This window comes from Methyloparacoccus sp. NF-16 (assembly GCF_056880625.1).
The window spans coordinates 858169-879975 of record NZ_CP174130.1 but is presented as its reverse complement, the minus strand read 5'-3'; the positions used below and the strand labels follow the sequence as shown (position 1 = coordinate 879975).

The 21807-nt window shown below is 64.2% G+C and carries 20 protein-coding genes and 1 pseudogene; 3 read left to right on the top strand and 18 right to left on the bottom strand.

Annotated elements, in window-relative coordinates:
• Positions 1 to 23: 23 nt before the first annotated feature.
• From pnp to rimP, 7 genes are all read right to left on the bottom strand, one after another.
• Positions 24 to 2108 carry a polyribonucleotide nucleotidyltransferase gene (pnp, locus tag ACH5N8_RS04350; protein ID WP_483282645.1) on the bottom strand — a complete coding sequence of 695 codons (2085 nt, stop codon included), beginning with the start codon at positions 2106 to 2108 and terminating at the stop codon, positions 24 to 26.
• 23 nt (positions 2109 to 2131) lie between these two features.
• Complete coding sequence (gene rpsO / locus ACH5N8_RS04345) at positions 2132 to 2401, bottom strand: 30S ribosomal protein S15 (protein ID WP_460028180.1); 270 nt, start codon at positions 2399 to 2401, stop codon at positions 2132 to 2134.
• A gap of 66 nt (positions 2402 to 2467) precedes the next feature.
• Positions 2468 to 3442, bottom strand: coding sequence for a tRNA pseudouridine(55) synthase TruB (gene truB / locus ACH5N8_RS04340; RefSeq protein WP_460028181.1), 975 nt, complete (start codon positions 3440 to 3442; stop codon positions 2468 to 2470).
• Entirely contained in the window at positions 3439 to 3822 is a 384-nt protein-coding gene (gene rbfA / locus ACH5N8_RS04335) for a 30S ribosome-binding factor RbfA (RefSeq protein WP_483282644.1), read from the bottom strand. The genes truB and rbfA overlap by 4 nt, the downstream gene beginning before the upstream one ends.
• Entirely contained in the window at positions 3822 to 6410 is a 2589-nt protein-coding gene (gene infB / locus ACH5N8_RS04330; RefSeq protein ID WP_483282643.1) for a translation initiation factor IF-2, read from the bottom strand. Before infB ends, rbfA begins: the two co-directional genes overlap by 1 nt.
• A 28-nt stretch (positions 6411 to 6438) precedes the next feature.
• A complete protein-coding gene (gene nusA, locus ACH5N8_RS04325) occupies positions 6439 to 7935 on the bottom strand; it encodes a transcription termination factor NusA (RefSeq protein ID WP_483282642.1) in 1497 nt (498 codons plus the stop codon).
• A 36-nt stretch (positions 7936 to 7971) separates the two neighbouring features.
• The gene (rimP, locus tag ACH5N8_RS04320) at positions 7972 to 8424 is read right to left on the bottom strand and encodes a ribosome maturation factor RimP (RefSeq protein WP_483282641.1); all 453 of its coding nucleotides are present in this window, start codon (positions 8422 to 8424) and stop codon (positions 7972 to 7974) included.
• A gap of 314 nt (positions 8425 to 8738) precedes the next feature.
• Between rimP and ACH5N8_RS04315 the strand changes: the two genes are divergently transcribed.
• Positions 8739 to 9158, top strand: coding sequence for an RNA-binding S4 domain-containing protein (locus ACH5N8_RS04315; RefSeq protein WP_483282640.1), 420 nt, complete (start codon positions 8739 to 8741; stop codon positions 9156 to 9158).
• The gene (gene xseA, locus ACH5N8_RS04310) at positions 9155 to 10543 is read left to right on the top strand and encodes an exodeoxyribonuclease VII large subunit (RefSeq protein ID WP_483282639.1); all 1389 of its coding nucleotides are present in this window, start codon (positions 9155 to 9157) and stop codon (positions 10541 to 10543) included. The genes ACH5N8_RS04315 and xseA overlap by 4 nt, the downstream gene beginning before the upstream one ends.
• A 62-nt stretch (positions 10544 to 10605) precedes the next feature.
• Here the strand turns inward: xseA and ACH5N8_RS04305 are convergent, their stop codons facing one another.
• The 5 genes from ACH5N8_RS04305 to ACH5N8_RS04285 are packed head-to-tail and all read right to left on the bottom strand — an operon-like array spanning position 10606 to position 15006.
• A complete protein-coding gene (locus tag ACH5N8_RS04305) occupies positions 10606 to 11508 on the bottom strand; it encodes an EamA family transporter (protein ID WP_483282638.1) in 903 nt (300 codons plus the stop codon).
• A gap of 14 nt (positions 11509 to 11522) precedes the next feature.
• Complete coding sequence (locus tag ACH5N8_RS04300; protein WP_483282637.1) at positions 11523 to 12173, bottom strand: glutathione S-transferase family protein; 651 nt, start codon at positions 12171 to 12173, stop codon at positions 11523 to 11525.
• Between the two features lie 28 nt (positions 12174 to 12201).
• Positions 12202 to 13401, bottom strand: coding sequence for an aminotransferase-like domain-containing protein (locus tag ACH5N8_RS04295; protein ID WP_483282636.1), 1200 nt, complete (start codon positions 13399 to 13401; stop codon positions 12202 to 12204).
• 2 nt (positions 13402 to 13403) lie between these two features.
• The gene (locus ACH5N8_RS04290; RefSeq protein WP_483283171.1) at positions 13404 to 13958 is read right to left on the bottom strand and encodes a glutathione S-transferase family protein; all 555 of its coding nucleotides are present in this window, start codon (positions 13956 to 13958) and stop codon (positions 13404 to 13406) included.
• Between the two features lies 1 nt (position 13959).
• Positions 13960 to 15006, bottom strand: a complete 1047-nt coding sequence (locus ACH5N8_RS04285; RefSeq protein WP_483282635.1) for a DMT family transporter — start codon at positions 15004 to 15006, stop codon at positions 13960 to 13962.
• 128 nt (positions 15007 to 15134) lie between these two features.
• On the opposite strand from ACH5N8_RS04285, the gene ACH5N8_RS04280 reads away from it, so the two are divergent.
• On the top strand, positions 15135 to 16556 hold the full coding sequence (locus ACH5N8_RS04280) for an aminotransferase-like domain-containing protein (RefSeq protein ID WP_483282634.1): 1422 nt from the start codon (positions 15135 to 15137) through the stop codon (positions 16554 to 16556).
• A gap of 198 nt (positions 16557 to 16754) precedes the next feature.
• Here the strand turns inward: ACH5N8_RS04280 and hisC are convergent.
• The 6 genes and pseudogenes from hisC to ACH5N8_RS04250 all read right to left on the bottom strand — a co-directional run bounded on the left by hisC (position 16755) and on the right by ACH5N8_RS04250 (position 21755).
• A pseudogene (gene hisC / locus ACH5N8_RS04275) lies at positions 16755 to 17823 on the bottom strand (histidinol-phosphate transaminase).
• Positions 17816 to 18079 (bottom strand): GNAT family N-acetyltransferase, encoded by a 264-nt coding sequence (locus ACH5N8_RS04270; protein WP_483283170.1) that lies wholly within the window; start codon positions 18077 to 18079, stop codon positions 17816 to 17818. Before ACH5N8_RS04270 ends, hisC begins: the two are co-directional and overlap by 8 nt.
• On the bottom strand, positions 18076 to 18279 hold the full coding sequence (locus ACH5N8_RS04265; RefSeq protein ID WP_483282633.1) for a hypothetical protein: 204 nt from the start codon (positions 18277 to 18279) through the stop codon (positions 18076 to 18078). Before ACH5N8_RS04265 ends, ACH5N8_RS04270 begins: the two co-directional genes overlap by 4 nt.
• Before the next feature lie 270 nt (positions 18280 to 18549).
• Positions 18550 to 19890, bottom strand: a complete 1341-nt coding sequence (locus ACH5N8_RS04260) for an IS5 family transposase (protein WP_483282632.1) — start codon at positions 19888 to 19890, stop codon at positions 18550 to 18552.
• A 359-nt stretch (positions 19891 to 20249) separates the two neighbouring features.
• A complete protein-coding gene (locus ACH5N8_RS04255; protein ID WP_483282631.1) occupies positions 20250 to 20840 on the bottom strand; it encodes a lipocalin family protein in 591 nt (196 codons plus the stop codon).
• 255 nt (positions 20841 to 21095) lie between these two features.
• Positions 21096 to 21755, bottom strand: a complete 660-nt coding sequence (locus ACH5N8_RS04250; protein WP_483282630.1) for a TIGR03067 domain-containing protein — start codon at positions 21753 to 21755, stop codon at positions 21096 to 21098.
• Positions 21756 to 21807: the final 52 nt, after the last annotated feature.

The window sequence follows — 21807 nt, the reverse complement described above, 5'->3', positions numbered from 1 at the left end:
CTGGCCAGGCGGCCCGGAGTACCTCAGCCCTCGATCTCGACCGCCTTCATACTCAGGCGCACGCGGCCCTGGCGATCGATTTCCAGCACCTTGACCCGGACGATGTCGCCCTCGGCCAGCTTGTCGCTGACTTTCTCGACGTGCTCGTCGGAGATCTGCGAGATGTGCACCAGGCCGTCCTTGCCCGGCAGCACGGTGACGAAGGCACCAAAATCCATCAGGCGGGCAACCTTGCCCTCGTAGATCTTGCCCACCTCGACCTCGGCGGTGATGGCCTCGATGCGTCGCCGGGCCTCGTCACCGGCCTCGCGGTCGACGGAGGCGACCTTGACCAGACCGTCATCGGTGATGTCGATGCTGGCGCCGGTTTCCTCGGTGATGGCACGGATGGTGGCGCCGCCCTTGCCGATCACGTCGCGAATCTTGCTCGGGTCGATGCTGAAGCTGATGATGCGCGGCGCGTAGTCGGACATCTCCTTGCGCGGTTCCGGCAGGGCCTCGCCCATCTTGCCGAGGATGTGCAGCCGGCCTGCCTTGGCCTGCTCCAGCGCCTTGCGCATGATCTCGGCGGTGATGCCGTCGATCTTGATGTCCATCTGCAGCGCGGTGATGCCATCGTGGGTACCGGCTACCTTGAAGTCCATGTCGCCCAGGTGGTCTTCGTCGCCCATGATGTCGGACAGCACTGCGTAGCGGTCACCCTCCTTGATCAGGCCCATGGCGATGCCGGCCACGGGCGCCAGCGTGGGCACGCCCGCGTCCATCAGCGCCAGGCTGGAGCCGCAGACCGAGGCCATCGAGCTGGAGCCATTCGACTCGGTGATCTCGGACACAACGCGGATGACATAGGGGAACTCGTCCGGATCCGGCATGACGGCCTGCACGCCGCGCTTGGCGAGACGTCCATGGCCGACCTCGCGGCGCTTGGGCGAGCCGATCATGCCGATCTCGCCGACGCAGTAGGGCGGGAAGTTGTAATGGAACAGGAAGGTTTCCTTGTACTCGCCTTCGATCGCATCGATGACCTGCGCGTCGCGCCCGGTGCCCAGGGTGGCCACCACCAGCGCCTGCGTTTCGCCGCGGGTGAACAAGGCGGAACCGTGGGTACGCGGCAACACGCCGGTACGGATGCTGATGGGACGCACGGTCGCGAGGTCGCGCCCGTCGATACGACGGGATTCGTCCAGAATCTGGGCCCGGACGGTGTCGTATTCCAGTTCCTCGAGCACGACCTTGACCGCCTTGGCGGTATGCTGCCCTTCGGCCGTCAGAGCCTCGATGGCGCCCGCGCGGGCCTGCTTCAGCGCCTGCTGGCGGGCCTGCTTGTCGGCAATCTGGTAGGCGGTCAGGATGGCAGCGCCCGCCTGTGTCTTGACCGACTCGACCAGCCCTTCATTCCGCGCCGGCGGCTGCCAATCCCAGGACGTGACGCCAACCTCGCTGGCCAGCTCGCGGATGGCGACAATGGCGGCCTGCATCTGCTCGTGACCGAAGATGACCGCACCCAGCATTTCGTCCTCGGAGAGCATGTCGGCTTCCGACTCGACCATCAGCACGGCGTTCTCGGTCCCGGCGACCACCAGGTCGAGCAGGGATTCATCCAGCTCGCTGGCGGTGGGATTGAGCACGTAGCGCTCGTCGATGAACGCCACCCGTGCCGCGCCGATCGGCCCCTTGAAGGGGATTCCGGAAAGCGTCAGCGCCGCGGAGGCACCGAGCATGGCCGGCACGTCGGGGTCGATTTCCGGGTTCAGGGACAGCACCGTGGCGGTGATCTGCACCTCGTTGGTAAAGCCCTCCGGGAACAGCGGGCGCACCGGCCGGTCGATCAGGCGCGCCGTCAGCGTCTCCTTCTCGGAAGGACGACCTTCGCGCTTGAAGAATCCGCCCGGAATCTTGCCGGCTGCGTAGGCCTTCTCCTGGTAATCGACCCGCAAGGGGAAGAAATCGATGTCGGGGGAAGCGTCCTTCTTGCCGACCGCCGTCACCAGCACCACGGTGCCGGCCATGTCGACCATTACCGCCGCATCGGCCTGTCGCGCGATTTCGCCTGTTTCCAGGGTGACCAGATGCGCGCCGTACTGGAATTGTTTCCGGATGGGATTCACAACATTAACCTTCGAAATTCGGATTAGCGACGCAGGCCCAGTCTTTCGATCAGGTTCTTGTAACGGTCGACATCCTTGCGCTTGAGGTAATCCAGCAGCTTGCGGCGCTGGTTCACCAGGCGCAGCAGGCCACGGCGCGAATGGTGATCCTTCTTGTTCTGGACGAAGTGCGGGGTCAGATGATTGATGCGCGCGGTCAGCAGGGCAACCTGGACTTCCGGCGACCCGGTATCGTTGGCGGCGCGCTGGTAGTCCTTGACGACAGCGCTTTTCTCGGTGGCGGTGTAAGGCATGTTCGGCTCCTAAAAATCTCGGCTTTTCATGAAACAGGGCATTCTATCGTTTCAGGCTCGGATTGATCAATCCAAGGCCTTGGACAGGCCGGTCCCGCGGCCTGGATCACCGGCTGGCGCCCGCCCGGCCGGACCATAATTCATCATGCGCCGCGGACCGACGCGGCCGTCGTCGAGGATCTCCCCCAGCCCCAGGAAACCCGAGTCATGGCCGTAGAGGCGAACCCAGCCCCGGGTCGGTGCCTGCGGCACGAACAGGGGGTTGCCCTGCCGGGCGAACCGGCTCATCGTCTCGTTCAGCCCGATTGCCGGCAGGTGGTCGACCAGCGTATCCAGCGGCAGCAGCCGGGCATCGCGGGCCTCCGGCGCCTCGGCCTCCAGTTGTTCCACCGTACAGGCGGCATCGACACTCAGAGTGCCCACGGCGGTCCGGCGCAACATTTCGACATGGCCGCCGCAACCAAGCGCGCGACCGATATCCTCGGCCAGGGTACGGATATAGGTGCCCTTGGAGCAGTGGACGTCCAGGCTCAGGGAAGCCGCGTCAAAGTCCAGCAGGTTCAGGGCATGGATGGTGATGGGGCGCGGCGGCCGCTCGACCTCCAGCCCCCGGCGGGCCAGATCGTAGAGCCGCTTGCCCTCATGCTTGAGGGCGGAATACATGGGCGGTACCTGCTGGCTGTCGCCGCGGAAACCGGCCAGAACGGTCTCGATCAGGGCCTCCGACAGGGGTGGTACCGGCTGGGTGCGGATCGCGGCCCCCTCGCTGTCGGCCGTATCCGTCTCCACCCCCAGCCGGATCCGCACTGCATAGCGCTTGTCGGTGTTGAGCAGGTAGCCGGACAGCTTGGTCGCCTCGCCAAGACAGATCGGCAACAGGCCGCTGGCAAGCGGGTCAAGGCTGCCCGTATGCCCGGCCTTCTGCGCCCGGAACAGGCGCCGGACCTTCTGCAACGATGCATTCGAGGAATAGCCGCTGGCCTTGTCGAGCAGGAAGAGGCCATGAACGGGCCGCCACTCCGGTCGCGTCCGTGCGGTCATTCGCCGGTGCCATCCCGGTCATCGGCGTCCCGTTCGTGCGACAAGGCCTGCAACAGCGTGTCCATCCGCATGCCGCGATCAATCGAGTCGTCGTGAACGAAGCGCAGTTCCGGCAGCACGCGGACGCGGATACGCTTGCCCAGCTCGCGGCGCAGCTCCGGCACGAACTCGGCGAGCCGCTTGACGGCCTGCGGCGGCGTCACGGCGGCGGCCAGAAACGTCACATAGAGCTTGGCCACGGCCAGATCCCGGCTCAGCTCGACATCGCTGAGGGTGATCATGCCCAGCGCCGGATCCTTGACCTGGGTCCGGATCAGGTCGGCCATTTCCCGCTGGATCTGCGACGCCACCCGGTCGCTGCGGCTGAACTCCCTGGGCATCAGTGCGGAACCTGGACCTTCTCGAACACCTCAATCTGGTCGCCGACCTTGATGTCGTTGTAGTTCTTGACACCCATGCCACATTCCATGCCGGCCTTCACTTCGGGCACGTCATCCTTGAAGCGCCGCAGCGAGTCGAGCTGCCCTTCGAAGATGACGACGTTGTCGCGCAGCACGCGGATCGGCAGGTTGCGCTTGACGAAGCCCTCCGTGACCATGCAGCCGGCGATGGCACCGAACTTGGGGTGCCGGAACACGTCGCGAACCTCGGCATTGCCGACGATCTGCTCGCGGAACTCCGGTTCCAGCATGCCCTTGAGCGACTTTTTGATCTCGTCGATCGCCTCGTAGATGATGCTGTAGTAGTGGAGATCGACGCCGCGCTCCTCGATCAGCTTGCGGGCACCGGCGTCGGCGCGCACGTTGAAGCCGATGATGATGGCATTGGAGGCCAGCGCCAGGTTGGCGTCGGACTCGCTGATGCCGCCGACGCCGCCGCCGATCACCTTGACCTTGACCTTGTCGGTGGACAGGTCGGTCAGCGAGCCGCGCAGGGCCTCGAGGCTGCCCTGGACATCCGCCTTGATGATGATGTTGAGGTCGACGCTCCCGGCACTGCTCTCCATGCGGGCAAAGATGTTGTCCAGCTTCAGGGCCTGCTGCTCGGCCAGCTTGCTGGTGCGCAGCTTCTCCTCGCGCTGCATGGCGATTTCACGGGCCTTGCGCTCATCGCTGACGACGATGAACTCGTCGCCGGCATTGGGCGCGCCGGACAGCCCCAGCACCTCGACCGGAGAGGAAGGCCCGGCCTCCTTCAGCGGCTTGCCGTTCTCGTTGAACATGGCGCGGACACGACCGAACTCCATGCCGCAGAGGATGAAATCCCCCTTCTTGAGGCGTCCCTGCTGGATCAGGATGTCGGCCACCGGGCCACGGCCCTTCTCCAGCTTCGACTCCAGCACCACGCCGGTCGCCGGAATGTCGTGCGCCGCCTTGAGCTCCAGCACCTCCGCCTGCAGAAGGATGGCGTCGAGCAGGTTGTCGATACCCTGCCCGGTCTTGGCTGACACGGGGATGAACTGCGTGTCGCCGCCCCACTCCTCGGGGATGACGTTGAAGGTGGTCAGTTCATGCTTGACCTTCTCGGGGTCGGCCTCCGGCTTGTCGATCTTGTTCACCGCCACCACGATCGGTACATTGGCCGCCCGTGAATGATCGATGGCCTCGCGGGTCTGCGGCATCACGCCGTCGTCGGCCGCCACCACCAGCACGACGATGTCGGTGGCCTGGGCGCCACGGGCGCGCATGGCCGTGAAGGCGGCATGGCCGGGCGTATCGAGGAAGGTGATGGTGCCGTGATCGGTCTTCACCTGGTAGGCACCGATATGCTGGGTGATGCCGCCCGCCTCGCCGGCGGCGACGCGGCTCTTGCGGATGTAGTCCAGCAGCGAGGTCTTGCCGTGATCGACATGGCCCATGATGGTGACCACAGGCGCGCGCGGCGCCTTTTCCGCCTGGGAGGCCAGGCTGAGGGTGGCCTCAATCTCCGCCTCGAGTACATTCTCGACCTGCAGTACGGCGGTATGGCCCATCTCCTCCACCACCAGCACGGCCGTGTCCTGGTCCAGCATCTGGTTGATGGTCGCCATGACGCCCATTTTCATGAGGGTCTTGATAACCTCGGTCGCCTTGACCGACATGCGCTGCGCCAGATCGGACACGGAGATGGACGCCGGCACGCTGACCTCGCGCACCATCGGCCCGGTGGGCCTCTCGAAGCCATGACGCGCCTCCGGCATCACCGGCGCCCTGCCGCTCCTGAGCTTCTTCTTGACCTTGGGCTTGCCGCGCATGCCGTCGAGCGCCAGGCTCTCGCCCGACTTTTCGCGCTCGCGCTTCTTGCCGCGCCGGTCATCGTCATCGACCGCGCGGGCCGGCTCCCGAGGGGCGGCGGGGGCCGGTGCCTTGGGCTTCTCGGTGACGACGGGCGGTGGTTCGGCCGGCAGCGCCTCGATCACGGGTTCCTCGCTCGCCGTCGCTTCCAGTTCGGTGCGGCGCCGCTCTTCCTCCTGGCGGCGGGCGGCCTCCTGTTCGGCGGCAATGCGCTCCATTTCCTCGCGACGCAGACGCTCCAGCTCTTCGGCCTTGCGGCGCTCATCCTCCTGGCGGGCCAGGCGTTGCGCCTCGACCTCGGCCAGGCGGCGCTGCTGATCTTCCAGGGCCTGGCGGGCCTGCTCCACCTCGTGGCGCTGCTCGCTGACTTCCGGGAGTTCGCTGCGCTTGACATAGGTGCGCTTCTTGCGAACCTCGACGCTGATGGTCTTGGCGGCCTTGCCGGGCGCCTTGCCCTGCTTGAGTTCGCTGACCGTGCGCCGCTGCAGGGTGACACGCTTGGGATTGGTGAGGTCCTCGGCCTGGGCCTTGCCGTGACTCTGCCGGAGAAAGGTCAGAAACTTGAGTTTTTCGGCGTCCGTCAGCTGCTCGTCGGCGCCGCTCTTCTGCAGCCCTGCCTCGCTCAGCTGGGAAAGCAGTCGCTCCAGCGGAATGCCAACGACCTCGGCGAGTTGTCGTACTGTTAAATCACTCATAACTTAAGCCTCATCGCATCCGAATTCGTTAACTTTCCGCGAACCAAGGCCGGCGTGCCGCCATGATCAGGGCGCCGGCCCGCGCCTCATCCATCCCATCGATATCCAGCAGCTCGTCGATCGACAGCTCGGCCAGATCCTCCATGGTCTTGACACCTCTCGCCGCCAGTTGGTGCGCCGTGGCGCGGTCCATGCCCTCCATGTTGAGCAGCTCATCGGCCGGCGGGGCGGTCTCCAGCTGCTCTTCCGTGGCGATGGCCTTGATCAGCAGGGAATCGCGGGCACGGTTGCGCAACTCCTCGACCAGACCCTCGTCGAATTCCTCGATTTCCAGCAGCTCCTTGGCGGGCACGTAGGCCAGCTCCTCGACGGTGGAGAATCCCTCGCGGACCAGCACCTCGGCCACGCTTTCGTCGACATCCAGCTGCTCGACAAAGCCCTGCACCAGCGCTTCGGTTTCCTGCTCGCTCTTCTCCTCCGCCTGGGTCTCGCTCATCACGTTCAGGGTCCAGCCGGTCAGCTCGGAGGCGAGCCGGACGTTCTGGCCGCCGCGGCCGATGGCCATGGAAAGGTTTTCATCAGCCACGGCAATATCCATGGAGTGCCGGTCCTCGTCCACCACGATGGACACGATCTCGGCCGGCGACATGGCGTTGACGACAAACTGGGCCTCGTTTTCGTTCCAGAGGATGATGTCGACGCGCTCGCCGGCCAGTTCGTTGGAGACCGCCTGCACCCGCGAGCCGCGCATGCCGACACAGGCACCCACCGGGTCGAGCCGGGGATCGCGGCTGCGGACGGCGATCTTGGCGCGCACCCCGGGATCGCGCGCGGCGCCCATGATCTCGATGATGCCCTCGCCGACCTCGGGCACCTCCAGCCGGAACAGCGCGATGATGAGATCCGGCGAAGTACGCGACACGAACAGCTGCGGCCCGCGGACCTCCTGCCTGACATCCTTGAGATAGCCGCGCAACCGGTCGCCGGCACGCACCGCCTCGCGGGGGATCATTTCCTCGCGGGGGATGAAGGCCTCGACATTGTTGCCGAGGTCCAGGAACACATTGCCACGCTCGACCCGCTTGATGATGCCGGTGACCAGCTCGCCGACCCGGTCCTTGTAGGCTTCGACGACCTTGCGGCGCTCGGCGTCGCGCACCCGCTGCACGATGACCTGCTTGGCGGTCTGCGCCTCGATGCGGCCGAAGCCCACCGATTCCATCGGCTCGACCACGTATTCACCCACCGCGATGCCGGGCGAGCGCTGCTGCGCAGCCTCCAGCGTCAGCTGCAGCTCGGGATTGAAATCCTCGGCAGCCTCGGACTCCACCACCCGCCAGCGACGGAAGGTTTCGTAGTCGCCGGTCTTGCGGTCGATGCTGACGCTGGCGTCGATACGACCCTCGTGGCTCTTGATGGTCGCCATGCGCAACGCATCCTCAATGGCGGCGAAGACGATTTCTTTATCGATGTCCTTCTCGTGGGAGAAGGCATCAACCACTAGGAGGATTTCTTTGTTCGCCATAGCGTCATCCCTTCAATAGTCAAATTCCGGAAACTTTCAGTGATCGAAGGCCGGCACCAACCGCGCCTTCTCAATGGATTCATAGGGGATGCGGATCAATTTGTCCTCATCCTGCAGCAGGATTTCGTCGCCTTCGAGGCCCTGCAGCCGCGCCTTGAAGCGCCGGCGGCCATCCAGGGGGCGATTGAGCTGCAACCGCACCACCTCGCCCGCGAACCGCTCGAAATGCGCCCGCGTGAACAGCGGCCGATCCATGCCCGGAGAGGAAACCTCGAGCTGATAGCGGCCGGGAATGGGATCCTCCACATCCAGCACGCCACTGAGCTGATAGCTCACCGCCGAGCAATCGTCGAGCGTGATGCCCTCGGGGCGGTCAATATAGACACGCAGGGTGCGCTGATGCCCATCGAACTCGACGCCGACCAGCTCGTAGCCCATGCCCTGCACCACGGGGTCCAACAACTCCACCAGACCATCGCGCGCCTTCAACCCGCACCTCACAAAGGCCAAAACAAAAAATGGGCACTAGGCCCACCATCGCAATCAACAGTGCTCAGAAACCAAAAACGCCCCGGAGGGGCGAATCCTGATGGAAGCCCGTGCGCTACCGGGAGGCAGCTCAGACAACCATAAAACCTTGATCATAATAGCATGATTGCTCGTCCATGCGATACCGGCGGTGGTGGCCGGCCACCACCGCCGGATAACGCCGGAGCCCCGCGCGGCCAGGGGACACCATCGGCGGCGCGACCGCCGTGGGATAATGAGCCCCCGATTCGCCACCCCGACGCCATCACGCCGCCATGCCACCCCCGCAGAACAGCCCGCCGCAACCTGCCGCCGAACGCATGCGCCTGGACAAGTGGCTGTGGGCGGCCCGTTTCTTCAAGACACGCCAGCTGGCCATCGAAGCCATCAATGGCGGCAAGGTCCACGTCGACGGCCAGCGCAGCAAACCCGGCAAGGAGATCGGCATCGGCACCCGCATCGCCCTCACCAAGGAGCCCTATGCCTGGGACATCACCGTGACCGCCCTGCAAAAGCAGCGGCGTCCGGCCCAGGAAGCCGCCCTGCTCTACGAGGAGAGCGAGGCGAGCCGCCTGCGGCGCCAGGCGGAGGCCGAACGCCGCCGCGCCGAGCGGGAACTGGGCGTGCCGGTCGATGGCCGTCCGAACAAGCGGGAACGGCGCCTGATCCACCGTTTCAAGCGCTCCGAAGCATGAGCGCGACCCTGGCCGGCATGGCCACAGCCGACACACCGGCCGAGCAGCCAGTCTTCACCGTCTCGGGCCTGAACCGCGTCTGCCGGTTCCTGCTCAACGAAAGCCTCGGCATGATCCGGATCGAGGGCGAAATCTCCAATTTCACCGCCGCCACCTCCGGGCACCTGTACTTCACGCTCAAGGACACCGAGGCACAGGTCCGCTGCGCCATGTTCAGACCCCAGGCGCAACGGTTGAGGAGCCGCCCGCAGAACGGCGATCACGTGCTGCTGGGCGCGCAGGTCAGCCTGTACGAGCCGCGCGGCGACTACCAGCTGATCGTCGAAAGTCTGGAGCCGGCCGGCAACGGCGCCCTGGCCCTGGCCTTCGAGCGGCTCAAGGCCAGGCTCGCCGCCGAAGGGCTGTTCGACGAAATCCACAAGCAACCCCTGCCAGCCCTGCCGAAAACCGTCGGTGTCATCACCTCCCCGACCGGGGCGGCCATCCGCGACATCCTGACCGTGCTGCGGCGCCGGTTTCCGGCCATCGAGGTCGTCCTCTACCCGACCAAGGTGCAGGGGAGCGCCGCCAGGGACGAGATCGTCCGCGCGCTGCAACTGGCCAACCGGCTGAAGAACTGCGACGTCATCATCCTCGGCCGCGGCGGCGGCTCGACCGAGGATCTCTGGTGCTTCAACGAGGAGGCCGTGGCGCGCGCCATCTTCCACTCGCACATTCCGGTCGTCTCCGCCGTCGGCCACGAGACCGACTTCACCATCAGCGATTTCGTCGCCGACCTGCGCGCGCCCACACCATCGGCCGCGGCGGTTGCCGTCAGCCCGGACCGCCAGGAATGGCTCGCCCGGCTGGACCGGCTGCGGGGGCGTCTGAGCCAGAACCTGCGGCAGCGGCTGGAACAGGCCCGCCAGCAGCTGCGGCAGTTCGAGAAGCGGCTGGCATCCCAGCATCCCGAGCAGCGCCTTCGCACCCGGGCGCAGCGGCTGGATGAACTGGAACTGCGCATGAACCGGGCCATGCGCCAGCATGGCCGGGGATTGGCGCAACAGCTGCTGATGCAGCGGAATCGCCTGCTGGGCTCGCGCCCGGATTCGCGCATGCCGCTGCTGGAGGCACGGCTGGAACAGGCCAGCCGGCAGCTGGCCGCCGCGTGGCAGCGACGGCACGATCTCGCGCAGCACCGGACCGAACGCCTGGCCCAGGCCCTGCACGCCGTCAGCCCGCTGGCCACCCTCGCCAGGGGCTACAGCATCACCACCCGGGTGGACACGGGGGCATTGCTGGATTCGCCGGTGGCCGTGGAGCCCGGCACCCGCATCCAGACCCTGCTCCGCGACGGCATACTGGTCAGCACGGTCGAGACGATCGAGAACCCGACCGACGCCTAGCCCCGCACACGGAACCTGCGTTGTCGTGCCCCCGATATCGGCGGCGGAGTGCCGGAAACGCGCTATTCGCTTGCCACAGCCACCGCTTGCTTGCGGGCTTTCAACCGGCCCGCGGCGCTGATGAACACCACCGATCCGACGATGATCGCCGACGCCGACAGGATGCGCGGGGTCAAGGGTTCCTGGGCGAGCCAGTTGCCGAGGAACACCGCCACCAGCGGATTGACGTAGGCGTAGGTCGATACCAGCGGAATCGGCGCGTTCTGCAGGAGCCAGGCATAAGCGACGAAACCGATCATCGAGCCGAAGGCGACCAGATAAGCCAGGGCCAGCCATGAGTCGGCGGACACCTGGGCGAAACTGAACCCCCTCAACTCACCGGCGATGGCGCTCGCGGCCATCAGGGCGAGACCGCCGGTCAGCATTTCCGCGCCCGTGGTCATCAGGGTGGACTTCGGCAGGTCCAGGGCCTTGCCGCAGATCGAGCCGACCGCCCACAGGAAACCGGCGATCAGGAGCGCCGTCATGCCGAAAGCATCCGGCTGCAGGCCATCGGCATCGCGCGAAGGGCCGACCAGCAGGTAAATCCCCGCGAAACCGCTGGCGAGCCCCGCCATCACGCCAACACCCGGTCTCTCGCCCCGCGGCCTGAGCGCGTCGGCGATCACCATGAACATCGGCACCGCGCCGATGATCAGGGCTGCGACGCCCGAAGGCACGGTCTGCTCGGCCCAGGCGACCAGGCCGTTGCCGCCGAGCAGCAGCAGGGTGCCGACAATGGCCGCCGATCGCCATTGACGCAGCGTCGGCAGAGCATCGCCGGCCACGCGGCGCCAGACAAACAGGATCGCGCCCGAAACCAGAAAGCGGAGGCCGGCCGACAAAAAGGGCGGCAGGGTCTCCACCGCGAAGCGGATCACCAGGTAGGTCGACCCCCAGACGAGGTAAACCGCCAGCAGTGCCATCCAGATTTTCGTTTTCATGGCTCGAATGCCGGGATGATCTCGGTTTCCGCCTTGCCCGCCGCGACCCATTCCGCCACGGCCGGATGGCCGAGCACCGTGTTCACGTATTCCAGCGCCGCTGGCCCGGCCTCCAGTTGATACGAGTGGAAGCGCAGGGCGACTGGCGCGTACATGGCGTCCAGGCTGCTGAACTGGCCCAGCAGCCAGGGACCGGAGCTTCCATGCCGTTCACGGCACTCGCGCCAGATTTGGCCGATGCGCGCAACATCCCGGGAGACCGCTTCGGGCAAGGCCTTAGGCGCCGGCGGCCGCCGGCAGTTCATGCCGCAGTGACCGCGCAGGGCGGCAAAGCCCGCATGCATTTCCGCCGCAAGGGAGCGGGCCTGCGCCCGGTCGGGCATCGCCGCCGGCCATCCTCGGGTTTCCGGGAAGCGCTCGGCCAGATACTCGAGGATGGCCAGCGAATCCCAGACAGTCACGTCACCGTCAATCAGCACGGGGACTTTGCCGGCCGGCGCGTAAGCGGCGATGCGAGCCGGCGAGTCCTCCCGGTACAGGGGGATCCGGATTTCCGCAAACGGAATGCCATGGTGTTTCAGGAACAGCCAGGGCCGCAGGGACCAGGAGGAATAATTCTTGTTGCCGATGACCAGAGTCAGACGCATGACAGGCACCTCGTTTCGATAAAAAGACTTACCGGGACATCAGGGCGACGCGCGCGCGGTCATGTTGCACGCTGGCGGCTTCGTCCAGAATCTCCGCGAGCCAGGCAACGCCCTGCGCGATCTGTTCCGGGGACGCATGGCTGAAGTTGAGACGCAAGGCCGGATAGCGCAGTTCTCCCGTGGGGAAGAACGGATCGCCCGGCATGAACGCCACCTTGCGATCCAGTGCCGCATGCAGCGCCGCCAGGGTGTCGCATTCGCGGGTCAGGCGCAGCCAGAAGAACAGGCCACCGGCCGGCGCCCGCCACTCGGCGAGTCCGCCGAAATGCTGCCGCAAGGCAGCTTGCATGGCAGCACGCCGCTCCCCGTAGAGCCGCAGCAGCCGCACGAGGTGTTCAGCGAACCCGGCCGAGTCCAGAAACTGCGTCAGCCAGGCCTGGCCGATCCGGTTGGTGTGCAGGTCGCTGGACTGTTTCAGCCGGACCAGTCCGCAGAACAGCGATGGCGACGCGGCGAGGTAGCCCACCCGCAAACCCGGCGCGGTGATCTTGGAAAAGCTGCCGAGATAAACCCAGGGCGCCCGCTCCAGGTAGGCACAGAGCGGCGTCCGGTCGACCGGCTGGTAAATCAGTTCCCGGTAGGGATCGTCCTCGATCAGCGGCACCCCGGTTTCGTCGAGAATCTCGGCCACGGCACGCCGGATCTCGTCCGTGTAACAACAGCCGGACGGGTTCTGGAACGTCGGGATGAGGTAGACGAACGCCGGCCGGCGACGGGCGATGGCCCGGCGCAGATTGTCCGGGTCGATGCCGTCGGCGGACAGCGGGAGCCCCTCGAATTCCGCACCATACACGCCGAGCGCCTGAATCGTGGCGAGATAGGTGGGCGCTTCCAAAAGGACCGGCGCACCTTCATCGATGAACAGCTTGCCGACCAGATCGATACCCTGCTGCGAGCCGGACGTCACCAGCACCTGCTCGACGCTGCAAGCCATGCCCAGTGCCGACAGATTGCGTGCGATCAGGCTGCGCAGGGCCGGTTCCCCCTCGCTGGGACCGTATTGCCGAGCATCATCGGCGAAGTCCCGGAAATTCAGGGGCGGCATCGCATCGATGGCCGGCAAGCCACCGGCAAAGGAAATCATGCCGGGCCGCTGGGTCAGCTGCAGGATGTCGCGGACCAGAGAGCTAGTGAGCCGTCCGGCACGGCGGGACAATCGGGGTGCCATGCTTACAGCCCCGGCATGCCGATGTAGCCCGGCAAGGCGCGGATACGCGCGATCCATTGCCGGACCTCGGGAACCTCGTCCAGCGCGACATACGGATAGCAGGCGATGTCGGCGATGGTCGGGCGGTCGGTGGCGAGCCATGGCTGGTGCCCTAGATGGCGTTCCATGACCGCCAGTCCGGCCCGGCCCAAGGCCTGGCATGGTGCCAGTTCCCAGGGACGGTTGAAACGGGTGATCGCACGGGCGCATGCCAGTCCATACAGGATTTCGTTTTCCGACACCGCCAGCCACTGCATGACACTGGCCATCGCCGCCGCATCGAGGGGAAGCCAGCGATCGCCGCCGTGTTTCCTGGCCAGATAGACCAGGATCGCCATCGAATCCCACACGAGGATGCCGGCATCATCCAGTACCGGCACCTGGCCACGCGGATTCAAGGCCAGGAAAGCTGCCTCCCGGTGTTCCCCTTGCATCAGGTCGATAGGGATGGACTCGCAATTCACCCCCAGCAATGAACAAAACAGCCTCACTTTGTAGCAATTCCCCGATAATTCCATGTCATAAAGCTTCATGATCGTTCCTGATTGGAATGTGGTTGTTCCTGGAAGCCGCCTTCAAATTACCGTGGGTACCACGCCGGCACTGCCCGTGACGCTTGAAGACGGGTTCCTGATCCAGGACATCACGGACTGCCGAACCGCGATGGCCGTCGGGCCTGCTCTCGACCAATCGCGCCGGTGCGCGCTGGCTGACCCACAGGCTGGTCACCACGATGGCCGCCACGCCGAACAGCGAGCCGGTCAACGGCTCGCCCAGCCATCCGGCGCAAGCGCCCAAGGTCAGGAACGGTTGCAGCAACTGGAGCTGACCCATCCGCGCGATACCGCCCAGGGCCAGACCGCGATACCAGAACACGAATGCCAGAAACTGGCTGACCACGGCGACATAGACGAACCCGCCCCAGGCGGAAGGCGGTGCCGAGAGTTCGGCATGGAGCGCCAGCCAGCACAGGGGCAGCAGCAACCAGGGCGCGGCCAGCACCAGCGCCCAGCTGATCACCTGCCAGCCACCGAGGCTGCGGGTCAAGCGGGCACCTTCGGCATAACCCAGGGCCGCCAGCAAGGCGGCTGCGAACAGCCAGAGATCGCCCGGGCGAAGCTTGCCGCCACCGGCGTCGAGGGCGAATCCGAACACCGCGCCGGCGCCGCACAGCGCCGCAATCCAGAAACGTGCCGGCAATCGCTCGCGCGCCAGCCAGGTGCCGAAACAGGCCGTGGCCAAGGGCGTCAGCGACAGCGTGATGCTGCCGTGGGATGCCGGCAATTGCTGCATGGCCCAGGCGGAAAGGACCGGAAACCCAATGACTACCCCCACGGCAACCAGGGCCAGACGCCCGAGCTGATGGCGCTTTGGCCGGGGCTGCCGGGTGACCAGCAAGGCCATGGCGGCCAACCCTGCGGCGAGCACGCCACGCCCGAGGGCAACCAGCCAGGGATCGAAATACAGGACGGCCATGCGCGTCGCGGGCAACGTCAGGCTGAACCCGGCCGCGCCCAGGAAGGCGGGCAGCCAGGCCCGCCGTAGAGTCATCGCGTCCGCTTGCATGTGGCATACCTCCGTCAAGGGTGTCTCCGAACCGTGTCAGCGTCACCATAGGCCCCCAAGTCTGGACAATACAGATACAGTTGCCATTCAACCCACTAGACTGTATCGGCCATGGAACCATAACAATCATGCATTCCCTCAACCTCGATCCCCACGACAGCCGGCCCCTGATCGAGCAGATCGTGGCCGGCATCAAGCAGCGCGTCGACGAGCGCGCCTTGCGGCCTGGCGCGCGCCTGCCGTCGATCCGGCATTTCACGAACACGCATCGGGTCAGCAAGTTCACCGTGGTCCAGGCCTTCGACCGGCTGGTCGCGATGGGTTATCTGAAATCCCGGCAAGGATCGGGTTTTTACGTGGCGCAACGCTCGGAGGCCGGCGCTGCGGCGAATCAGTCCTGCCGGCTGGAGCGGGCCATGGACGTGCTCTGGCTGCTGCGCAATGCCCTGCAGGAGCAATCCCACCTTGCCATGCCCGGGGCCGGCTGGCTGCCCGGCGAGTGGATGGATGGCGAGGGCATTCAGCGGAGTCTGCGCACGCTCGCCCGCAAGAGCGGCGCCTATCTGACCGGCTACGGTCTGCCGGCCGGCTACGAACCCTTGCGGTCGCTGCTGGCACGGCGGCTCGACGACCAGGGTATCGGCTGCTCGACCCGGCAGATCGTCACTACCCGCGGGGCCACCCATGCCCTGGACCTGATCAGCCGGCTGTTCGTCAAACCGGGCGACGCCGTGCTGGTGGACGATCCCGGGTACTACACCCTGTTCGGCTATCTGAAGCTGTCCGGGGCGCGACTGGTCGGCGTGCCCTGGACCCCGCAGGGGCCGGATACGGTCGCGATGGAAAGCCTGATCGAGGAGCACCGGCCCAAGGTGTTTTTCACCAATACCCTGCTGCACAACCCGACCGGAGTCAGCATTACCCAGCCGGTTGCCCACCGGGTTCTGCAACTGGCCGAACGCTACGACCTGATGATCGTGGAGGACGATATCTATGGCGACTTGCTGACTGGGCAGGCAACGCGCCTTGCGACGCTCGACCAACTGGAACGGGTGGTGTTCGTCAGCAGTTTTTCCAAAACCGTTTCCGCAAGCCTCCGGGTCGGCTTCCTGGCCTGCCGGTACGAGGTGGCTGAGAGCCTGACCGATCTCAAGCTGCTGACCAGCCTGACCACCCCGGAAATCGACGAACGGCTGGTCTACGAACTGCTTACCGATGGCTATTACCGGAAACACCTGGAGAAGCTGCGCTCGCGCCTGCGCAAGGCGCGCGGCGAGGCGATCCGGAATCTCGAGAGCAGCGGGCTGGAAATCTACCAGGACACGGAGGACGGGATGTTCATCTGGGCCCGGCGCGCGGCGTCGGAAAACGCCACGCACGTGGCCGCGGCGGCCGCCAGCCAGGGCATCATGCTGGCCCCCGGCGCCCTGTTCAGGCCGCAGCAGGAAGCCTCGCCCTGGCTACGTTTCAATGCCGCGGGTTGCGGCAACCCGGCCATCTTCCGCTTCCTGCGCGAGTCCCACGCGCAGCTATCCCGGCAAGTTTTCTGAAGCCGGCAGGCAGGCGATGATGAAGGTGGCCACAGAGGATCACCTGCGGGGACTCAAGGACGCGCGGGTGCGGGCAGGAAGGCCAATCGCAGAAAAAACGACGGCAGAAGCCCGGACCCGTCCCGACGACATAACCGCGGGCTGCGGATTCGCCCGCGCGACGAGCCGTTCTCCGGCGAAAATCCGGAGCCATCGCTTTCAGCGCGGTGACCGCAAGATAGCCCCGAGCGCGGCCGCCAAAGCCCGGCACTGAGCGTCGGTGCCGATGGTGATGCGCATGAATTGCTCTATCCGCGGCTGACTGAAATGGCGTACGACGATATGCCGCTCCCGCAGCGCCGCCGTCAGTTCCTCCCGCGCCCCGAAAGGGATGGCGGATGAACACGAAGTTTGCGGCGGACGGCAAGACCTCGAAACCCAATACGCACAGCTCCCGGACGAGCCGGTTCCGGCTGCGGACGACGGCTTGCCGGGTGCTCTCGAAATAATCCAGGTCCTCGAACGCGGCCACCGCGCCGGCGATGGCCAGGCGATCCAGCGGATAGGAATTGAAGCTGCCTTTCACGCGCTCCAGAGCTTCGATCAAGCCGGCGTCTCCCATGGCGAAACCCACCCGGAGGCCTGCCAGCGACCGCTGGCTTGGACAGGGTTTGGATCACCAGCAGATTGGGGAAGCGTTCGACCAGCGCCACGGCGGATTCGCCGCCGAAATCGATATAGGCTTCGTCGATCACGACGACCGATTCGGTGTTGTATTCGAGCAGCGCTTCGATCTCGGCGAGCGGCAGCAGGCAACCCGTGGGCGCGTTCGGATTCGGGAAGATGATTCCGCCGTTCGGGCAGCGGTAATCGTCGATCCGGATCTCGAAGCCTTCGGCCAGCGGAACGCAGGCGTGTTCGATGCCGTAAAGGCCGCAGTAGACCGGATAGAAACTGTAGGTGATATCGGGGAACAGCGTGGGCAGGCTGTGCTTCAGCAGCGCTTGAAATGTGTGGGCCAGCACCTCGTCCGATCCGTTGCCGACGAAGACCTGTTTCTTCTCGACGCCGTAAAATCGGCCGATGGCCTCTTTCAGGCGATCGGCCTCGGGATCGGGTAAAGCCGGAGCGTTTCGCCCGTCTCGCCACGCAAGGCTTCCAACACCCTGGGCGAAGGCGGATACGGGTTTTCGTTGGTGTTGAGCTTGATCAGATGGCTCAGCTTGGGCTGTTCGCCGGGGGTGTAAGGGGTCAAATCCCGGACAGCCGGGCTCCAAAGTTTATTCACGAATGGCCGACTCCAGCTTCATGGGTATACAGATCACGCCCGAACGGTCGATCGCTTCGGACTGCCCGACGAATCCGAATGTCTCATAGAGACCGACGGCGTAGCGGGAAGAATTGACGGTGAATACGCCGGGGTTTCCGGTATCGAGGCTCACGGCCTTGGCGACTTCCCAGAGCCTTCTCGCCACGCCCTTATCCTGGAAACGTTCGGACACAAACAGATGATAAAGATGGCGATTGTCCCTGATCGCGATCACGCCGGCCAACTCGCCGTTTTCCTCGGCGACATGATACCGATCGACTCCAGATAACCCTCGATCGCCGCTTCGCTCATCGATTCGAGCAAGCGGCCGGCTCCCTGTTCGGAAAATTCGTGCGCGATGTACTTGCAGGCAAGATCGCGGACGAGAGCGCTGATGCGCGGCGCATCATCCGGCCTTGCGGTTCGCATGTCCATGGGCTGTTAGCGTTCGCCGAAAACGCCGGAATCAAGACATCAGTTCCAAGCGACGTCAACAAGAGGCGTGCTCGGAGGCTCGCTTCTCGCCGATCATGCGAGTCTGCCGGGGGCCTTGCGGCAAATCCGGCTTAGCCTCGTTTTGTGTTCTCTTCCGGCATCTTCTCTCTTGAGCCGGCAGCTGGCGCACAGATCGCCCGGAGGCGCCTTTTTGTCCTCACTCCGCCAGGGGCGAGCCGGCCTCAGTAGTCCGCGCTGAATAACCCTAAATCAGGCTGTCAGGATTGATGTGTTGACCCGATTGCCGGCCAATTCGGCATTCAACCAATCCATAATTTCGGGCCAAAGAAGCCGCAGCCTCTTCATCAGGAGTCGGAGGTTGTGACCGGCACCGCAGAGCACCGCATGTAGCGCATCGCCCAGGGAGCCCTTCAACGGATTCCGGCCCAGTCGGCCATCGGTTTTCATATGCCCGATGGTGGGCTCAATGGCACTTCGGCGTTTGATCATGGCCTTCAGTCCACGGGTGACGCCACGGCGTTGTCCGGATCTCAGTATCTGAACCCCCTCGACCTTGATGCCCTGGTACCCGCGGTCGACGATGACAGTTTTTGGCATTCTGTCCATGAGAATGCTGGCCTGCTCAACTGTCTCCTCCAGCGTGTCACCATCCCATGGATTCCCCGGCATGGATCGGATACCGACCACGAGTCCTTCATTGAGTGTGGTGGCCACCGTCACCTTCACCCCAAATTCGTAAGGTGTCCGGGTTTTACCCTTGGAAATGCACTCAACCTCCGGAGCGTGCAGGGCATACAGTTTGTTCTTGTCTTTCCGCTGCTGGGTCAGAATCCGGTTGACGCGAGACAGCAGATCGCGAGCTCTGGCCTGATGGGCTTCCGGAATCTGGTCCAGGTTTCTCTGCACGTCGCGATACACCCGTCCGACCCGTGTCTTCAAGATCTTGACCGCCTTGTGCATCCGCTTGAACTGTTTGGCATGCGCGTAACGGCCAATCTGGGCCGCTATCCGTGGGGCTTCACGGTTGTAGTTTTGCCGCAGCGCAATGCCGTGTTCGTCAGCCAGCTTGACCAGATGTTGGCGGCTTCGCTCCAGGAGGCGGCTATCGGTGGGATGCGCGATGGCTTTCGGCATGACCGTGGTGTCAACGATCACCCGGTCAAAGCTGACGGCTTTTACCGCACCGATCTGCTGGGCGGCAGCCAGGGTGACCATCAACATGGACTCCACGCCTGCCTCTCCGATCCGCTGACGCCAGCGGGTCAGGCTGGAGCTATCCATGGGTGCTTCCGTCTGGAAGTAGATCTCGCCCGTGAAGTACTGGACGTAAGGATTCTCCGTCCAGGTGTTCACGATCTCTTCATCGGAACAGCCATAGGCGTGCTGCAGATAGAGCAAGCCAGCCACCAACCGGGGGGACAACGCCGGCCGCCCGGTCGTACTCGCAAAAGGGGCCCCGAAGGCGTTTTCGATCAACGTCCAGTCCATCACATCCGCGAGTTTCACCAGAGGATGCTTGAGGTTGATCATCTCGACCAACGGGTGTCTGAACAGATCTCCCGTTTGCAGTCCCGACGGCTTAGGTCCCATAAAAACCCCGACAGAATTTGCAAGAAAACAGGGCTCTATTATCTCAATTCTGGCAATTCCAGACCTTAAAAGATGGTCCTTTTATAAAGCAAATCAAAGGACTAAGAGTTATTCAGCTCGGACTCAGTAGCGATAGATGGCGGCCAGCCCGGTTTTGCTGGGCACCCGCTCGGAGAGGACGGCACTGGCATGCGGTGTCGCGCGCGGGGCGTTACCAGGGCGGTGGACGGGAATTGCGCCGGATCATGAGGAACGATGATCCGATATGCGCTGGACATGGCCTGAATCGAATCGCGCAGCGATAAGGCGAGCCACCAAAAAGAAAACCCCCGAACGGAGCGTCGGGGGCCCTTCATGCCTCAGGGCATCGGTGGCGGTTCAGCCGGCATCGGCGGTGGCCCGGCCGGCATTGGCGGTGGCCCCGCCGGCATCGGTGGCGGCACAATCGGCATTAGCGGTGGCTCTGAGGGCATGTTCAAGGGTTCGTCAGCGCCTTGCCCGGAAAGGTTCGGCGGTGGCGGCATCTTCGATATGGGCGTTTCATAGGGCAGAGCCGGCAGCGTGGGCAGGGACGGCATCTTGTTCTTGCCTAGCACCACATCGCGGGTATCGAAGCCCATTTCCTTGGCTTGCTCCAAAACGGCAAGCAGCTCGCTTTCGGACATGGCGGGTTCCCTGGCAATGATCCAGAGAAACTGCCGTGTCGGCCCTGTCAACATCAGCCAATGCCGGGTCTTGGCCGCGATGGCGATGATGTGCAGACCACAGTTGAGCCCCGCAAAGCCGCAGGGAATCTGAAGACTCCCTTGCGAAGCCTGCACTTTCTCGGCCGTCCATATCGCGGATTGCCGCCAACGCCTTTCATCGCCCCCTTCAAGATGCCCTACGAGGCTGATCTCATAGACTCTTCCGCCCTCCTGCGGCAGGCCTGGGCGGAAGGCCAGGTGCACGGGATTCATGTCCGCCTCGACAGCATTGTCCAGGCGGGCAATTTCGTGCCAGGGCCCGGCAAAGTCGTCCAGGTTGACAGGCTCCATCGCTTCCAGACCAGCGGGAGGTGCCAGCAGGAATCGCTTGAGCAACCAGATGGCCAACAACAGCAGCACCGCCAGGAGCGCGATGCCTGTCAAAACAGACGAAACCCTCTTCTGCACATGCACACTCATCTCCCCGACACCAAAGTCGATCGATAGTTTTGCAAGGGATTACCTGGACCGCCTGGAAACAAACAAGGCGAGATTCGAGCCCTTGGGTGCTTCGAAGGCCTTGGGTGGCTCGCTGATCACTTGATTAGGCATCACAAATTTGAGGTTGTCCCCCTCGATCTCGTAGATGCCAGGAACCGTCTGATCCTTGAACGCGCCGCCAATCGGCGTGATGAAAATAACTTTCGGCTTCTTTTCCGGATCCAGCTTGATACTGTATTCACGCCCCTCCTTGGACAAGCCAAATATCTGTAGCCTGTCCTGTTTGAAAACCAGCCTGATTTTCATCTTGAGCTTATCGGGCGCGGCATCGCCGTCGGCCCTGAAATCAAGGGTTTCCCACACGCCCCGCAAGGAGGCAAGATCCTTGTCAGCACTTTGAACACCCATCGCGGGTACGGCAAATACAAAGGCACACGCCATCAATAGGGAACTTATCAGTTTCATGCGTAGATCCACCTGATATTGAAAATCCATAAGCCGCAGATCAGCGACGACCTGATGGCAGTCAAACCGAAAAAACTGGAACTGCCAGCCATCCGTGCGGGCACTCCACCCGAAAATTCCGGCCACGCATCCCGCTGATGCGCCACCGGACAGGCAAACACTCGAACGACAGGCATAGACAATCAAAAATATAAAGCCGCTTCGATGGAGCATATCGATAGCATCGATAGCGGCTCCACCAAGCGGCCCATCAACCGAATCCCGA

Bases quoted from the DNA above. Each gene is read 5' to 3' on its own strand.
- ACH5N8_RS04250 (WP_483282630.1), bottom strand. From the start codon at position 21,755: ATGCTCCATCGAAGCGGCTTTATATTTTTGATTGTCTATGCCTGTCGT.
- rbfA (WP_483282644.1), bottom strand. From the start codon at position 3,822: ATGCCCAGGGAGTTCAGCCGCAGCGACCGGGTGGCGTCGCAGATCCAG.
- ACH5N8_RS04290 (WP_483283171.1), bottom strand. From the start codon at position 13,958: ATGGAATTATCGGGGAATTGCTACAAAGTGAGGCTGTTTTGTTCATTG.
- rpsO (WP_460028180.1), bottom strand. From the start codon at position 2,401: ATGCCTTACACCGCCACCGAGAAAAGCGCTGTCGTCAAGGACTACCAG.
- ACH5N8_RS04280 (WP_483282634.1), top strand. From the start codon at position 15,135: ATGCATTCCCTCAACCTCGATCCCCACGACAGCCGGCCCCTGATCGAG.
- truB (WP_460028181.1), bottom strand. From the start codon at position 3,442: ATGACCGCACGGACGCGACCGGAGTGGCGGCCCGTTCATGGCCTCTTC.
- ACH5N8_RS04305 (WP_483282638.1), bottom strand. From the start codon at position 11,508: ATGGCACTGCTGGCGGTTTACCTCGTCTGGGGGTCGACCTACCTGGTG.
- ACH5N8_RS04315 (WP_483282640.1), top strand. From the start codon at position 8,739: ATGCCACCCCCGCAGAACAGCCCGCCGCAACCTGCCGCCGAACGCATG.
- ACH5N8_RS04300 (WP_483282637.1), bottom strand. From the start codon at position 12,173: ATGCGTCTGACTCTGGTCATCGGCAACAAGAATTATTCCTCCTGGTCC.
- ACH5N8_RS04265 (WP_483282633.1), bottom strand. From the start codon at position 18,279: ATGGACATGCGAACCGCAAGGCCGGATGATGCGCCGCGCATCAGCGCT.
- ACH5N8_RS04285 (WP_483282635.1), bottom strand. From the start codon at position 15,006: ATGCAAGCGGACGCGATGACTCTACGGCGGGCCTGGCTGCCCGCCTTC.
- ACH5N8_RS04260 (WP_483282632.1), bottom strand. From the start codon at position 19,890: ATGGGACCTAAGCCGTCGGGACTGCAAACGGGAGATCTGTTCAGACAC.
- infB (WP_483282643.1), bottom strand. From the start codon at position 6,410: ATGAGTGATTTAACAGTACGACAACTCGCCGAGGTCGTTGGCATTCCG.
- nusA (WP_483282642.1), bottom strand. From the start codon at position 7,935: ATGGCGAACAAAGAAATCCTCCTAGTGGTTGATGCCTTCTCCCACGAG.
- ACH5N8_RS04295 (WP_483282636.1), bottom strand. From the start codon at position 13,401: ATGGCACCCCGATTGTCCCGCCGTGCCGGACGGCTCACTAGCTCTCTG.
- xseA (WP_483282639.1), top strand. From the start codon at position 9,155: ATGAGCGCGACCCTGGCCGGCATGGCCACAGCCGACACACCGGCCGAG.